Origin of the sequence: Mycobacterium colombiense CECT 3035 (assembly GCF_002105755.1) — a bacterium.
Classification (GTDB): Bacteria; Actinomycetota; Actinomycetes; order Mycobacteriales; family Mycobacteriaceae; genus Mycobacterium; species Mycobacterium colombiense.
In genome coordinates this window covers 394,418-407,897 of sequence record NZ_CP020821.1, presented here as the reverse complement: position 1 = coordinate 407,897, position 13,480 = coordinate 394,418, and the positions used below count along the sequence as shown (strand labels likewise).

Here is a 13,480-nt window from a genome sequence, read left to right as displayed (position 1 = left end):
GCGTCGCGGGCGCGGGACCGACCGCGTATTAACAACGGGAACACATCGAACGCGGAGGGGTCCATGCCACCAGCCGACACGACGACCAGCACGGCGGAGACGCTCGCCGGCATCGTGGAACGACACGCGCGGCAGCGCCCCGACGCGATCGCCATCCGGTTCGGCGAACGCCAGTGGTCGTGGGGCCAGTGGAGCTCGCGGATTCGTCGCACGGCCGGGGCGCTGCGCGATGCCGGCCTGAAGCGGGGCCAGTGTGTGGCCGTCCTGGACAAGAATCACCCCGCCTGCCTGGAAGTGCTCATCGCCGGCGCCTCCATCGGCGTGGTCACCACCGTGGTCAACTGGCGGGTGATCGGCGACGAGCTCGTGCACGTCCTGGCCGACAGCGGCGCCCGCGTGCTGCTGGTGGGCGCCGAGCTGCGCGCCGCGGCCGCGGCGGCCGCCGAGCGGGCACCGGGCGTCGAACGCATCATCGAGATCGGCGACGAGTACGAATCGCTGCTCGCCGCGGCGGCGCCGACGCCGCCGGACCCGAGCGTCGAGGAGAACGAGACGGCGCTGGTGATCTACAGCTCCGGCACCACCGGCCGGCCCAAGGGCGTGCTGCTCAGCCAGCGCGCCCTGGTCAATCACGCGTCGAACCTGGCTCCCGCCTTCCCCTTCGCCAACGGCGACGCGAATCTGGTGGCGATGCCCTTGTTTCATGTCGGTGGGATTGGCTATGCCTTGTTCGGAATCCGTTCCGGGGCACCGACATTCATGACCCGCGAGCCCGACGCCGCGGCGCTGATCGGCGCGGTGCGCGCGGGCGCCACACACGCGTTCTTCGTCCCGCCGGTGATCGCCCGGTTCCTCGAGGCGGGTGAGCCGGCGACCGCCGCGATCGCCGGCCTGCGCTACATCGTCTACGGCGCCGCCCCGATGCCGCTGCCGCTGCTGCACCGGGCGCTGTCCACGTGGCCCGACACGAAATTCGTCCAGGTGTACGGGCAGACGGAATTGTGCGGCGCGGTGACCGCGCTGTCCGACGACGATCACCGCGATGCGGCGCGGCCCGAGCTGCAGCTGGCGGCCGGAAAGGCGGTGCTGGGCTGCGAGATTCGCGTCGTCGACCCGGAGACGGGAAATTCCCTGCCGGCCGGGCAATCCGGCGAGGTGTGGGTGCGCAGCAACCAGAACATGACCGGCTACCTCAACCGTCCGGACGCGACGGCCGAGACGATCACCGCCGACGACTGGGTGCGCACCGGTGACATCGGACGGCTGGACGCCGACGGCTACGTCTACATCGAAGATCGCATCAAGGACATGATCATCACCGGCGGTGAGAACGTGTACGGCCCCGAGGTGGAGAGTGTGCTCATCGAGCATCCCGCCGTGCAGGACGCGGCGGTGATCGGGGTCCCCGACGACTTCTGGGGCGAATCCGTCAAGGCGATCGTGGTGGCCGACGGCGGGGTCGACGCGGCCGACGTCATCGAGTTCTGCCGACAGCACCTGGCCGGCTTCAAATGCCCGCGAACCGTCGACTTCGTGACCGAACTCCCCCGCAACGCCAGCGGAAAGATCCTGAAAACTCAGCTGCGGGAACCATTTTGGCGAGACCGGACGCGCGGCATATGAGCGCTCGGGTGGGCGCGGCGCGGCGCGACCGCGCGATCAGCGTGCTGGGCGGGCCGACGACGGTGGTCGACATCGCGGGCCGCCGGATCGTCATGGACCCGACGTTCGATTCGCCGGGCGTGCACGACTATCTGACCAAGCTGACCGGGCCCGCGGTGAGCGCCGAGGCCCTGGGGCCGGTGGATGCGGTGTTGGTCAGCCACGACCAGCACCCCGACAACTTCGACGACGACGGCCGCCGCATGGCGCTGGCCGCGCCGCTGCTGCTCACCCACCCCGGCGCCGCCGGCCGGTTGGGCCCGCCCGCGATCGGGCTGGCGCCCTGGCAGTCCCACGAACTCGGCGGCGGATCCGGATCGCTTACCGTGCAAGCGGTTCCGGCCGTTCACGGCCCGGCCGACGGGCAGCGCGACGCCGGCGGTTACGTCAACTGCGAGGTGACGGGTTTCGTGCTGTCCGGGCCCGGGCTGCCGACGGTCTATCTCAGCGGCGACAACGCGTCGATGGCCGCGGTCAAGGACGTCGCCGATCGCGTCGGCCGGGTCGACGTCGCGGTATTGTTCGCCGGTGCGGCGAGCGTGCCGACCAAGGAGCGCGGGCGGCCGTTGACGCTGACCGCGGCGCGCGCGGCGGCCGCGGCCGAACTGCTCGGCGCCGCGGCGGTGATCCCGGCGCACGTAGACGGCTGGGCGCACTTCAGCGAGGGCGTCGACGAGTTCGTCACGGCGTTCGATCAGGCCGGCATCAGCAGCGTGCTGAAGGTCGCTCCCCACGGCGAGTGGATCGACTTATAGCCGGCCTTCGACGCGCAGCTCCGGGTGCACCCAGTCGGGTGAGCGGCGCTCCTTGAACGAGCGGAAGCCTTCGATGGCCTCGGCGTCGGACAGGCTGGCGGTCATGCCGATGCGGTCATAGAGGCCCAGGTAGCTGTCGATGCTGGACTTGATGACGCCGCGGGCGCGTGGCGCGGTTCGACAGCATTGCGCGAGAAGGTCTTTCGCCGCGTCCAGCAGACCCTCGTGCGGCACCACGCGGGTGACCAGGCCCCAGTCGAGGGCTTCGACCGCGGTGAGCACCCGTCCGGTGAACATCAGGTCGCGAGTGCGCACCGGCCCGATGACGCGGGTGAGCATCTGGCTGTAGTAGGTGTCGGCGTAGCCGCGGAACAGTTCGGGCACCCGGAAGGTCGCCCGATCGCTCACCACCGACAGGTCGCTGCACAGCGCGATCTGGAAACCGCCGCCCTGGCAGAGCCCGTTGACCGCGGACACGATCGGCTTGGCCGAGGTGCGCACCGCGTCGAACGGCGTCACGTCCATGCCCAGCGCGGAACCGAAGGTGATCCAGTTGTCTTCGCCTCCCCCGCCGCCCATGTCGCCGCCGGGGGCGAAGACGTCGCCGGTACCGGTCAGCACCAGCCCGGCCAGGTCCTTGTCCTCGTTGAGACGTCCTACGGCATAACGGATCCCGAAGTACATCGCCGGGCTCAGGGCGTTGCGCGCCTCCGGCCGATCGATGGTGCAGACGGCGATCGGGCCGTGGCGCTCGAAGCGCAGGTAGGGCGTGCCCAACCAATCACCTTCGGGTGGGCGGGGACTGTTGTGCGGTGTCTGCGCCACGGGACTCCTCTCGGGTCGGCGTGGCTACTGTAGCTCTTACGGTATCGGCGCGGCCGGGCGCCTACACGTAAGGCAGCGTGGTCGTCTCGGCGGTCGCCGACGAATCGGCGAGCACCGAGGCGAGTTTGGTTTGCAGGGTGGACGTGGTGTCCCCCACCGGCTTATCGCAGAACCTGCAGCGCGTTGTGAAGTTCGGCTGTTCGTCCTCGTCCGGCCAGAACCGGCGCGGCCCGACCTGGGCGCCGGGGTCGAACTGCACGGCCTGATGCGGCGCGTCCTTGAGGATGCGGCCGACCGGATGGTTTTGCGGGCATTCGAGTTTCAGCATGCCGACGCCCTCTTGGTTGCCGACCATGGTTCACCGTCCTCTCGGGTTCGCGGTCAGTGCAGGATCTGCGCGAGCTTGCGCCACCGCCGGTGCCGGTGGCGGAACATGACGCGCACGAAGGCACGGGTCAGCAGCCCGTGCACGCCGTCGTCGGTTTCGATCTCGTCGGTGTAGCGGCAGCTGCGGTCGCCGATGGGGTCGAACGTCAGGCGGTGGTTCCAGGTGCGGACGGGTCCGCCGTGCTCGTTGGTGTAGATCTCGGTCGGGTCGAGCCGCTTGATGGTGAGGTGATGTGTCCAGCCCGGGATCACGCCGAACCACCAGAACCGCGCCGACCCCTGGGTGCCGACCTCGATGCGCTCGGGGATCTCGACGCGGTAGGCGCGCAGCACCGGGCTGAGGACGTGCTTCATCAGCTCCGGCTTGCGCGCCAAGGCCGAGGCCGTCTCCGCCGGGATCGGCAGCTCGGTAGTTAGGGTGACCTTACTCATGCAGTTCATGGTGGCTTAGCGGGCGCGATCCGGCAATAGCGACGTGGTCCGGCGGGGCCGATGGGGCGCGGCATGAGAGGCGCAGGCGCGAGATGATGCGGTCAACCATTCATTGACCTGGATTGAGACTTGTGGTCCCGGCTGGGATCGAACCAGCGACCTTCCGCGTGTGAAGCGGACGCTCTCCCACTGAGCCACGGGACCGGCGCCGAGACGGCGAACGACGTCGAAGACTAGCACGCGCCAGCCCCCGACAATACCGGCCGCGTCGTAGGGCACGTCGTCGCGCTAGCCTGGACACGGCTCGTACCAAGAAATTTGTATGTGCCCGCTCACGTGGACTATCGTCGTGCTTCGCACCGGGCGACGATCTCGTCCGAGGCGCGCGGATGTAGCGCAGTTGGTAGCGCATCACCTTGCCAAGGTGAGGGTCGCGGGTTCGAATCCCGTCATCCGCTCGAAGGTGCAAGTGGCGTGGACCCCAACGGTGGAGTGGCCGAGTGGTGAGGCAACGGCCTGCAAAGCCGTGCACACGGGTTCGATTCCCGTCTCCACCTCCAGCTTTTTGGTTTCCCGGCGCGATTAGCTCAGCGGGAGAGCGCTTCCCTGACACGGAAGAGGTCACTGGTTCAATCCCAGTATCGCGCACCAGAGTTTGTGCAGCTCAGCGTATCTATATGGCTCGCCTAACCAAGGCCTGCACCACATATGCACCACTTCCTCTAACGTACAGCCACGCATGCCGCTAGGCGTCAACACGACTTTGGACTGTCGGGAGGATTTGGGGTGTTTGCCCGGTAGGTAATTCAAGCGGAACAGCGCGGCGAGCGTTTACCGGATCCCATACACAGGCGATTCCTCAGTACGCCGACGCCACAGCAGACCTACTCTGTACTGCGTGGCAACAGCTGAGTCGTTGCAGAGATGGCGCGGCGCGCTGCTGGACATCGAACAAATCGGCGCAATGCCGAGCGGCCAACGGATGCGCGAGCAATTCAACATCCCGCAACTACGCCCCGATGGCCCGCTCTATCAATGGTTGGCCAGCATCATCTCGCGGGCCGTGTCAACCCCATTTACTGACCTATGGGCGGCCGACTACCCAACTGATTCGGCATTGCTGGCGGTATTGCAGCCCGTGCACGACGCCGTGATCGCCTTCACCCCCGACAAGGAACTCCCGCCGCAGTGGGGCCGCCTCACGGTTGGGGCCCGGACCGCTCTCGCAGCCCTGGACACACAGCCTATGGGCGAGCCGACAGTGGACGAAGTCATCACAGACATCCTGTTCGCGCTCAAGACGACACTGCTCATCTCCGCTGTAGGCCAGCAAGGGTTCATTCGGCTTTTCACCGAAGAATTTGCCCGCTATTTCCAGGGCGTCGCCGCCGAGGCACTTGCGCATAGTTTGAACGGCCTCATGCGACGAGGAGGCACGCCCGCGCCCGCCGCAAAGCCCAGAGGATACTTTGACTTGGCAACAAATCAGTTCGTCGAACAACCGTCACATACCACACTCAGCCTGGCAGGGTTCAAGTACTTCGCCAACCGAGACATCTCCTTGGGCGATAGCAACCCCAACATTGAATCACTACCGAAATCTCCGCCCGCCGTCGCCAAACAGTCTGCGGCACAGGCAATTGTGAACTTCTACACTGACTGGGAAGAGCACTACCGCACCGCTTTGGCCGCCGTTCATGGCTGCGATGAGCGCAACTTTCAGATCGACTACTTCGGCGACCTTGGCCGGATGCGCCACGACTACGTCCATCGTGGCGGCATATCCGGTCAATCGGACGGTTGCAAGCTGCTCAAGTGGTTCAAGACCGGTGACCTGATGACACCCACACCGCAGAACTACTGCGAACTCCTCAAAGCCTTCCCCGCCGACGAACTCAGGCAGAAGCCCGCCGAGCGCAAGACGGGACGAGAACGGCTCAAAATCCAAGCGGACCTAAAACTGCTCCGCGAGTTCGAACGCCTCACAAGCGAGTTCAAAGGCTCCAAAGGAGAAGCCCTCGATGACGCGCTGAAGGACTGGATCAACAAGATGCAATGAGGGGCCTAAGGTCACCGGTGCGCAGGCGGTCTTACGCCGGCGCGTTCATCCGGGCAACGCAACCTTCGCTAAAGAACTTGAGGTCTCATCTTTCAAGCGGTCCGCCGGAATGGAGTGAGTTCGTTGGGCCCCTTGTCGGTCCTCCTCTTGGCGCGGCGCCACGCCGCCTTTAGCGGGGCCGCGGGCGCATATCATTTGATGCATGGCAATCATCGCCGTGCTCTCCAAAACGTTCCAGCTTGTCGGAGCCATCGTGACCGCTTTAGGGTTGCAATATGCGTTCCTCCGCGAAAAGTATGGTCACAGCTCGATAATTACCCTCATCAAGATGTTGTTCCGGGGTGGCGCAGCACCCAGCACAACGGCGCGTAGTGTCGATGCGAGTCTCGGTGGAAGAGTTCAGCTTTCAACATTGGACGCCTATCAAGTCTTCAATCTCGACAAGTCCTTATCCCTTGATGGACAGCTCGAGCAGCTAGCGGAACAGTTAAGACGGCACCGCGATTTGATCCGACAACTGAAGTCCGAAGATTTCGGCCTCCAAAAGTTGATTGAGAAGGCAAGCGCTGACGCGTCGTCGCAGGGGGCCGATACCCTCTCCCGTGTATCAGGCGAGCTTGAGGCCTTCCGCACTCAACTTGCCGAGAGGCAGCTGGTTGATCTCCGTCTAGCCACTGCAGGAGTTGCCATCTCGGTAATCGGCCTCACACTAAGCTACTGGGCTTAGACGGGAACCGCCTATCGAGGCGATGCGCTTACATCGCGCGGAATGGTTCAGAGGCAGGACGGCTCAGGTGAATGTCCTCGTGTACGCCTCGACCTGAGCGATGCGCTGGGGGCCCGCGGACATTCTGGCTCACCATGACGGACACCTCGAAAAGCCCTAACTGCGCGTCGTGCGTGCCAGGTTGCGGACTATCGGCGCGGATGCGCTGACGAACGTTCCCGCGATTGCGGCGCGTTGTCCGCACCAACCGTCGGCTAGCTTGGCGATCCGATTCCTAAGCAGCGAAGGCTGTTTCAGGGCGCAGTCGACTGTTAAAGCGCGACCTACAAAGAGTTCGGGTCGCGTTACTGGACTTCTTTGCTAACGTCGACTGGCGCTGTGGAGCCGTCGGTGCGGTGGTCGGTGGTGTCGCGGCATTCACCGTCGACTTTGACGCCCACGTGCTGGATGAGGCTGACCGTAGGTGGCGGCTGGGGTGCGACGGTCAGGATGATGTTCACACCATTCTTCTTAAGCGTCTGCCCATGGGAAACAAAGTCGGAATCGGTGCTCCACCCATGCGCGACCAGTCCTTTGATGACCGCCTGGGGGTCGGCGGGTCGGTTGTGAGGGACGGCGGGCATCCAAAACGCTAGGTTTACGACGCCCCGAAAAGGGGCCTCCCCCTGGTCATTGCACGATTCGTAGCTGAAGTTCGCTTCGGTCACTTCGGCGTGCAGGGCGTGGACGATGTCGCGCGCGGCGCCGATGACTTGATCCCGTGCCTGCGTTGGCGGGATCGGATGGGCCACTTCAGAACACCCGCTCGCCATCAAAGCGATAGTTGACGCCGCCACGGCGATCCTGGTTGCGAAAGTCCACACTCGTCACTTCCTTCCACTGGTCAATGCTCGGGCATTTCCGTCATCCGGTAACTCCGCTATGGCGGTGGCCGAGGCTTCCTTCCCTGAAGGCTTCAGGCTCAACCCATCCCGGCATCCCGTACTCGCCCCGGTGGTGGGCGGTCATGCCATCGTGCTCCAGGGCATCCCCATGGCCCGAGGCCACATCGCCGATGCTGAACAGCGATTCGGACCCATCGTCGAAATAGTGGGAATGGTCGTAGATCGGGCTGTGTTCGTAGCCAGGATTTTCGGCCTTGAACCGGACGGACCCAAAGCCATCCACAGCAGGGTCGGTTCCGAGCCCACCAAGCTTGGGGCCGACCAGGCCGGGGCCGTGCACCTCGCCGGGCGACCAGGTAACCGGGTCTGCCGAGGCCGCGCCGACGTAAACGTGGCCGCCAGGCGCCAAATGGAAGTCGGCTGCCGAATGCGCCAAGTCCGTGCCGGGTGAGCCCACCAGAACCACGTCGTTGGTGTGCATACCGAACCCGGCTGCCGCGTCGGACACCACGGTGGAGCCGTATGAGTGGCCGACCACCGTCATGTGCGAAGGTGCGCCCAGGTGGGTGACCGGCAGCGCGTTGACGTCCGCGGCCAGCAGTTGCGCTCCCGCTTGGGCCTTAAATGGTTCGTAGAGACCCGGGTCCGCAGGACTGTGCGGGGTGTCATAGCCGACCCACATCACCACGGCGGTCTGCTTGTTCCAATCGGCACGGGCAGTCTCCTCGTAGAGGCGAACGCCGTCGGGGTTGGACAAGGTGCCTTCGCGTACCCCGGTCTGCAACCCCTTGACGAGAACCGCTGTGTTGGCTGCGGTGTCCGGGTTGCCCATCGCGATGGCAGCGGAACCTTCACCGTTGAAAGCTTCCGGCTCATACTTCATCAGATAGACGGGCGGATGGCGGCCGAATGCGTCGGTGGCTTTCGACGAAGTGGCGAGCCCGTTCCTTGCCTGCACGGCGTTGTTGTAGCGCATGACCTGATTGGGTGACAGACCGTACTTGCTGGGGTCAGCCAGGATGTCATTGACTGAGATCCCGTTCTTAGCAAGGTCTTCCACACGGTGAAGGTCATCGTTCATTACGGCCTCATTGACCTGGCCACGGACATCGATCGGGACGCCCCTGAGGTTGCCGAGGTCTTTGGGGTGCTCGGCGATAAGGCGTTGTCGTTCTTCTGGCGTCAGCGATGTCCACCATTTGTGCACATCTTCGGTGCTGGTCCCGGCTGGCGGGAGTTTTGTGTCGGCGTCCACCTGGCGCAGGATGTCGGGGTCGTAGCCGTCGGTGCGCAAATTGCCCAGTGAGTTCTGCAGAGTGGTGGCGTAGCCGCCGCGGATTGACTGCATGTCGTGAAGAGCGTCTCGGACATCATCGGCAGCGTCGGCTTTCGCGTCGTCGATCAATTTCTTTAGAAAGGCTTCGGTCTTCGCGTCGGGGTGGCCATTCTTCAGATCGTCTTCCGCTGCGTCGATGATGTTGTCCAGCCCTTGCAACGCATGTTCTAAAGTAGAGATCCGTTGAGCTCCGGCTTTCTGCGCGTCGGCCAGTGCGGCGGCGATGTTCTCCAAGTCAGCCCCGATCTTGGGTAACTGTTCGGATTGCGCGCCAAGAGATTTGACGAGTCGCTGCACTTCAGCAGAATCGTTGATCGGGTGGTCACCATTCTGGTGGTTCCAGGCAGCGTTGAATCGTTGCCGAGCTTGCTCGAACGCGTGGTCTGCCTCGGCGGTGTGTCGGCCCGCGCCGTTGAAGGCCTCGGCCAGGCTCGAAATCTGTGACGGGCTGCCAGCCTGCAGGCTCTGGTTGATAGCCCACGGATCGCCGCCGGCCTGAGCGATCAGACCGGCAACGCTAAGCCATCTCAGCTGCATTCCACCGCCTGCAAATCCGCACCCTGTTCTGCTAAAGCAGCTATGACGCTACCCTCGCTGATAACCTCTCCACGCCGGTTCCACCGACGCTGGAGTGCGATTTGCCGCCGTGCGCTCGTCCAGCAACTGATCGATTAATGCGGTACTCGGCCTGCGGCCGCGGAGTTGCCGAGCTGCCACCGCGCTCGCGTCACTAGGCCAGTTCGCCATCGATGGTCGCGATGTCTCGCGTGACTGGCCAGCATAAGTTCCGCCGCCTCGTGCCGCACTTCACCGATGAGACGTTTGGATTCTTTGGTCTGATGATCACTCGCCCGAATTACGATGGTTTCCACAATCTGAGTTGTTATCAACCGCCCAAGACATACGCTGCCATCGACGGGCAGTACGCCATCAATTGGAAGGGCTGGGAGTATGTCGCTTCGCGCAATTCTGATTGCCGCAATTATCCCTGCGGCAACCCAAGTGATATCGGTCTTGGAATTGGGCGTGGCCCATGCTGATCCCAGTCAGAGTTGTACTGCTCCCGTTTGGGTGACGGACATGGGTATCACTATCGGCTCGCGCACCACGTGCTTTAACCCGGATGGGAGTTACCAGGTTTGCACGTCTCTTGGGACCGCGGGGAACGGGCCGGGAACATGCATCAACTACCCGGCGGCCCCCATGCCCGCACCAGGAGGACTCGTTCCGATAAACCCGCCCGTACCAGGGGCCCCGCCACCCCAGCCGTAGCCACGCGATCCGCATTTTGCTAAAACGTGCGGATCAAAATGGATTAAGTCCGGTCACGACGCAGTTTGCTGCAGGTGCAGCGTGTCTCGGTCACAGCAAACGCCCGTGCAACCGGCGCGGCGCGCTTACCATTCGATCGCATGAAACGTTTGGCGCTCTTCGCTATTGCTGCATGCACTTGTGCCGCATGCAGCATCACGGTACCTAATGGGACAAGCCCATCGACTAAAACCGTGACAGTGACGCCCCCTGCCACGTCGTCTACGAGGACGTACGCGCAGCCATCCACTCCAACCCTGACTGGCCCAAAAACGGAGATCGATAGGGACGGGACCTATGTAGTCGGGGTGGACATCCTGCCGGGGATGTACCGGTCGCCTGGCGGCACTCGCTGCTATTGGGCGCGTCTGCGTAGCCTCGATACCAGCGACATCATTGACAACAACAACAGCACCGGCCCGCAAGCCGTCGACATTCTCCCTACCGATCGGGCGTTTCTCACACAGGACTGCCAAACATGGTCTCTCGCATCGGCGCCGAGCAACACTACTGCCGTCCAGCCACCCGCGAACCCCGGGACGACCACCACGATGCCCGGCACAGACGCCGCCGGCTTCCTCGATGGTCCGCGTTGCACCTACCGAGCTGCCTTCATGCTCCGCACCGCTCAATCAGCGGTGGTGATCTGCGACGATGGCTCGGGAACCTATAGCTATAAGGGACTACGCCTCAAGGACAACGCGAAACTTGAACTGCCAAGCGCCTTTCCGACAGCAACCGGTTTTACCGTGAGTAACATCGATGGCACACGCTATGACGTAAGCCGTGCTGGCCTGGTTATCTCTTCCCCGGGCGGGGACGTTTATACCGAGCAGGCGATTGCGGTTGCACCTTGATGCGCGTTTCGTAGAGCAACCGTTCATTGGGATGACCGAGACCACCGTGGAGGCGTGGGGCGGCACCATCCAAACACCGGGATAGGCTCGTCGCCACAAATTGCGACGAGGTCGACCGTACGGCCGCACTATGGGCCGAAAAGGTTCCTATGCGGTGAATAGCAATCCACCACTGACCCGCATAAACTCAGGCGTTTATGGGGCAAGATTCATTGCAGGTCGTCCCCGCCGAGCTAGCAGCCATAGCGGGCCAGTGGGGAGCGCTGACCTCCCAACTGGCCGGGGTGCCTCCGGTGCCGGGGCAACCGTTCCAGGCCACCACTGCGGCGGTGAACGCGGTCAACGCGGCGATCGGTGTCACCGCAGCATCCTTTGCAGCGCGGACGCAGGAAACGGTCGGCGGTGTGACCCAGGCCGCCGGCGGATACACCGCCCAAGAGGCCACATCTGCCGCCGACATAGCCGCCGTCACCGGAGTGACGGTGGTCTAGATGCCACCAACCCTCTCGCAAATCGAGGTGTGGAGCACCGAGCACCTCGTCGACGCGGCCGCCTACTGGACGCAAACCGCCGACCGCTGGGAAGACGCCTTTTTGACGATGCGCAACCAGGCGCAATCCATCACGTGGCACGGCGCCGGCGGCGAGGCGCTACGGCAACGCACCGGAGCCGACGTATCGGTCGTCAGCGACAAAGCCGACCTGCTAAGGCAGGCCGCCGGGATAGCCCGCAACGGCGCCAGCGACATCAGCGCGGCCCAGCGGCGCGTCCTCTACGGCGTCGAAGATGCCCAGAACGCGGGATTTGCTGTGGGAGAAGACTTATCGGTCACCGACACCCGCAGTACTAGCCCGGCAGAACGGGCAGCGCGCCAAACCCAGGCCGAAGCGTTCGCCGCTGACCTCCGGCTGCGCGCCGAGCAACTCGAGGGGGCAGACGTCAAGGTCTCCGGTCAGCTCACCGCCGCTACTGCCGGCCTCAGTGGCGGCGGCTTTGCGCCAGGATCGGGCTCCAGCCATGGCAGCCCGGCCGACCACCACACCACTCCGGGGTCGAACCGCAACAACGGAGCGAAGTTAGTCGACTACTTCAAACAAGACGGCGGACCGCAGCCTCAGCCGCAGCCCGGGCCTCCGAAGCCCGGACAGCAGCCAGGGTTCCTAGACCAATACGAGCAGCAACTCACTTCGACTGGACCGCAATCTCCGCCGCCCGCTGTCCCGATGCCGGCATTCGGTAAGCCCCCTGACCCTGGACCGCAGCCGGTACCGGGGCCAGCGCCCACCTTCCCGCCTCCACCCAGCTTCGGTCAGTGCGTGGGAGGACAGGTGAAGGCCAACGTCGGCAAAGACATGATCAAAAGCGGATACGAGACCGCGATCAAGGGCGCTATCGGCGGTGCTATAGGTGGCGGGGTGATCACCCCGGAAATCGGCGGCGCTGGTGCGATACCCGGGGCTGTCCTAGGCTTTGTCGGCGGCTTCGCGAAAGGGCTTTTGGAAGCGCCGGTTAAAGCCGCAGTCGAGGGCGCGGTGGAATGCGTCGATCCGATCCCAGGGGTGCCATGATCAACTTGAAGCGGGCGGTTCTTTTTTTGCCGCTGTACGTCGCGGCCATGATCACCGTGGACATTGTGTTCAAATCAGCCCACATCAGCCCCACCAAACCGCTGCCGGTCTGGATAGTGGTCGGCTTCATCGCGTGCGCGATTATCGTTGTCGCCGTTGGCATCTGGTACTTCACACAGCGGAGCGCCGGGAAGATCACACCGAAACGCGAACACGCCTACATTGCCATCATGGCGGGGGTGGTGGTATCGAGCTTCGTGGGCGACATTGTGAGCGCGGTAGCTGGACTTTTCATGGGCGGAAAATCACTGTGGGTCATGGCCCCCAGCTACGCGCTTGCTTACGTCGTTCTGTTGTGGACGATCGTGATCACCGCGAGAGCGCTAGACAACCGCAGCACCCCCGACGTCGACGATCGCAGCAGTTCCCCGCACTAGAAAGACCGCCGGCCCTTTCCGGTGCCGCAGGCCATCACCCAACGGCCGCAACCAGCGCGGGGCATCACAAATGCAGCAACTCGTCGACAGCCTCCGGTGCACCATCGTGCACTTCACGAACCACGGCCTGGGCGGTCGCCGACGGCCTGAACGCCCGGGACAAATGCCTACCTTGATGCCGCCAACAGCACACACTGAATGACGACTGGCATGCTCAATCCAGACACGCCACCGACAGGG

14 protein-coding genes and 4 tRNA genes are annotated in these 13,480 nt (G+C 64.0%); 12 read left to right on the top strand and 6 right to left on the bottom strand.

Going from position 1 to position 13,480, the window contains the following annotated elements; genetic code table 11:
• The first annotated feature begins 63 nt into the window (after positions 1-63).
• Together B9D87_RS02135 and B9D87_RS02130 are read left to right on the top strand one after the other, a co-directional pair.
• A complete protein-coding gene (locus B9D87_RS02135; RefSeq protein ID WP_007774672.1) occupies positions 64-1,623 on the top strand; it encodes a long-chain-fatty-acid--CoA ligase in 1,560 nt (519 codons plus the stop codon).
• Between the two features lie 8 nt (positions 1,624-1,631).
• Positions 1,632-2,417: an MBL fold metallo-hydrolase gene (locus tag B9D87_RS02130; protein WP_007774675.1), complete on the top strand. Its 786-nt coding sequence runs from the start codon at positions 1,632-1,634 to the stop codon at positions 2,415-2,417.
• On the opposite strand, the gene B9D87_RS02125 is transcribed toward B9D87_RS02130, so the two are convergent.
• From B9D87_RS02125 to B9D87_RS02110, 4 genes are all read right to left on the bottom strand, one after another.
• On the bottom strand, positions 2,412-3,242 hold the full coding sequence (locus tag B9D87_RS02125) for an enoyl-CoA hydratase/isomerase family protein (protein ID WP_040631396.1): 831 nt from the start codon (positions 3,240-3,242) through the stop codon (positions 2,412-2,414). The two genes, B9D87_RS02130 and B9D87_RS02125, sit on opposite strands and share 6 nt — an antisense overlap.
• Before the next feature lie 61 nt (positions 3,243-3,303).
• Entirely contained in the window at positions 3,304-3,597 is a 294-nt protein-coding gene (locus tag B9D87_RS02120) for a hypothetical protein (protein ID WP_007774680.1), read from the bottom strand.
• A 26-nt stretch (positions 3,598-3,623) separates the two neighbouring features.
• A complete protein-coding gene (locus B9D87_RS02115) occupies positions 3,624-4,070 on the bottom strand; it encodes an Rv1443c family protein (RefSeq protein WP_040631398.1) in 447 nt (148 codons plus the stop codon).
• Between the two features lie 123 nt (positions 4,071-4,193).
• A tRNA-Val gene (locus B9D87_RS02110) sits at positions 4,194-4,265 on the bottom strand.
• 181 nt (positions 4,266-4,446) lie between these two features.
• Here B9D87_RS02110 and B9D87_RS02105 point away from each other — a divergent pair.
• The 5 genes from B9D87_RS02105 (at position 4,447) to B9D87_RS02085 (ending at position 6,847) form a co-directional block, all read left to right on the top strand.
• Positions 4,447-4,519 (top strand) — tRNA-Gly (locus B9D87_RS02105).
• A 28-nt stretch (positions 4,520-4,547) separates the two neighbouring features.
• A tRNA-Cys gene (locus B9D87_RS02100) sits at positions 4,548-4,621 on the top strand.
• Positions 4,622-4,637: 16 nt separating this feature from the next.
• Positions 4,638-4,712 (top strand) — tRNA-Val (locus B9D87_RS02095).
• A 247-nt stretch (positions 4,713-4,959) separates the two neighbouring features.
• Entirely contained in the window at positions 4,960-6,120 is a 1,161-nt protein-coding gene (locus B9D87_RS02090; RefSeq protein ID WP_085382791.1) for a hypothetical protein, read from the top strand.
• Between the two features lie 202 nt (positions 6,121-6,322).
• Positions 6,323-6,847, top strand: a complete 525-nt coding sequence (locus B9D87_RS02085) for a hypothetical protein (RefSeq protein ID WP_007774695.1) — start codon at positions 6,323-6,325, stop codon at positions 6,845-6,847.
• Between the two features lie 344 nt (positions 6,848-7,191).
• Here the strand turns inward: B9D87_RS02085 and B9D87_RS02080 are convergent, their stop codons facing one another.
• A complete protein-coding gene (locus B9D87_RS02080; RefSeq protein WP_007774697.1) occupies positions 7,192-7,710 on the bottom strand; it encodes a lipoprotein LppJ family protein in 519 nt (172 codons plus the stop codon).
• Positions 7,711-7,750: 40 nt separating this feature from the next.
• The gene (locus B9D87_RS02075) at positions 7,751-9,604 is read right to left on the bottom strand and encodes a putative alpha/beta hydrolase (protein WP_007774699.1); all 1,854 of its coding nucleotides are present in this window, start codon (positions 9,602-9,604) and stop codon (positions 7,751-7,753) included.
• A gap of 230 nt (positions 9,605-9,834) precedes the next feature.
• On the opposite strand from B9D87_RS02075, the gene B9D87_RS26805 reads away from it, so the two are divergent.
• From B9D87_RS26805 to B9D87_RS02055, 5 genes are all read left to right on the top strand, one after another.
• On the top strand, positions 9,835-10,107 hold the full coding sequence (locus B9D87_RS26805; protein ID WP_148664678.1) for a hypothetical protein: 273 nt from the start codon (positions 9,835-9,837) through the stop codon (positions 10,105-10,107).
• A 579-nt stretch (positions 10,108-10,686) separates the two neighbouring features.
• Entirely contained in the window at positions 10,687-11,235 is a 549-nt protein-coding gene (locus tag B9D87_RS27290) for an Rv1352/Rv1906c domain-containing protein (protein WP_238553484.1), read from the top strand.
• Positions 11,236-11,432: 197 nt separating this feature from the next.
• The gene (locus B9D87_RS02065) at positions 11,433-11,726 is read left to right on the top strand and encodes a hypothetical protein (protein ID WP_040631402.1); all 294 of its coding nucleotides are present in this window, start codon (positions 11,433-11,435) and stop codon (positions 11,724-11,726) included.
• The gene (locus B9D87_RS02060) at positions 11,727-12,803 is read left to right on the top strand and encodes a hypothetical protein (RefSeq protein ID WP_007774702.1); all 1,077 of its coding nucleotides are present in this window, start codon (positions 11,727-11,729) and stop codon (positions 12,801-12,803) included.
• Positions 12,800-13,240, top strand: a complete 441-nt coding sequence (locus B9D87_RS02055) for a hypothetical protein (protein WP_007774704.1) — start codon at positions 12,800-12,802, stop codon at positions 13,238-13,240. Before B9D87_RS02060 ends, B9D87_RS02055 begins: the two co-directional genes overlap by 4 nt.
• Positions 13,241-13,480 lie beyond the last annotated feature (240 nt).

Excerpts from the sequence above, each read along its gene's own strand:
- B9D87_RS02135 (WP_007774672.1), top strand. The coding sequence starts at position 64 with ATGCCACCAGCCGACACGACGACCAGCACGGCGGAGACGCTCGCCGGC.
- B9D87_RS02120 (WP_007774680.1), bottom strand. The coding sequence starts at position 3,597 with ATGGTCGGCAACCAAGAGGGCGTCGGCATGCTGAAACTCGAATGCCCG.
- B9D87_RS02115 (WP_040631398.1), bottom strand. The coding sequence starts at position 4,070 with ATGAACTGCATGAGTAAGGTCACCCTAACTACCGAGCTGCCGATCCCG.
- B9D87_RS02085 (WP_007774695.1), top strand. The coding sequence starts at position 6,323 with ATGGCAATCATCGCCGTGCTCTCCAAAACGTTCCAGCTTGTCGGAGCC.
- B9D87_RS02075 (WP_007774699.1), bottom strand. The coding sequence starts at position 9,604 with ATGCAGCTGAGATGGCTTAGCGTTGCCGGTCTGATCGCTCAGGCCGGC.
- B9D87_RS02065 (WP_040631402.1), top strand. The coding sequence starts at position 11,433 with ATGGGGCAAGATTCATTGCAGGTCGTCCCCGCCGAGCTAGCAGCCATA.
- B9D87_RS02060 (WP_007774702.1), top strand. The coding sequence starts at position 11,727 with ATGCCACCAACCCTCTCGCAAATCGAGGTGTGGAGCACCGAGCACCTC.
- B9D87_RS02055 (WP_007774704.1), top strand. The coding sequence starts at position 12,800 with ATGATCAACTTGAAGCGGGCGGTTCTTTTTTTGCCGCTGTACGTCGCG.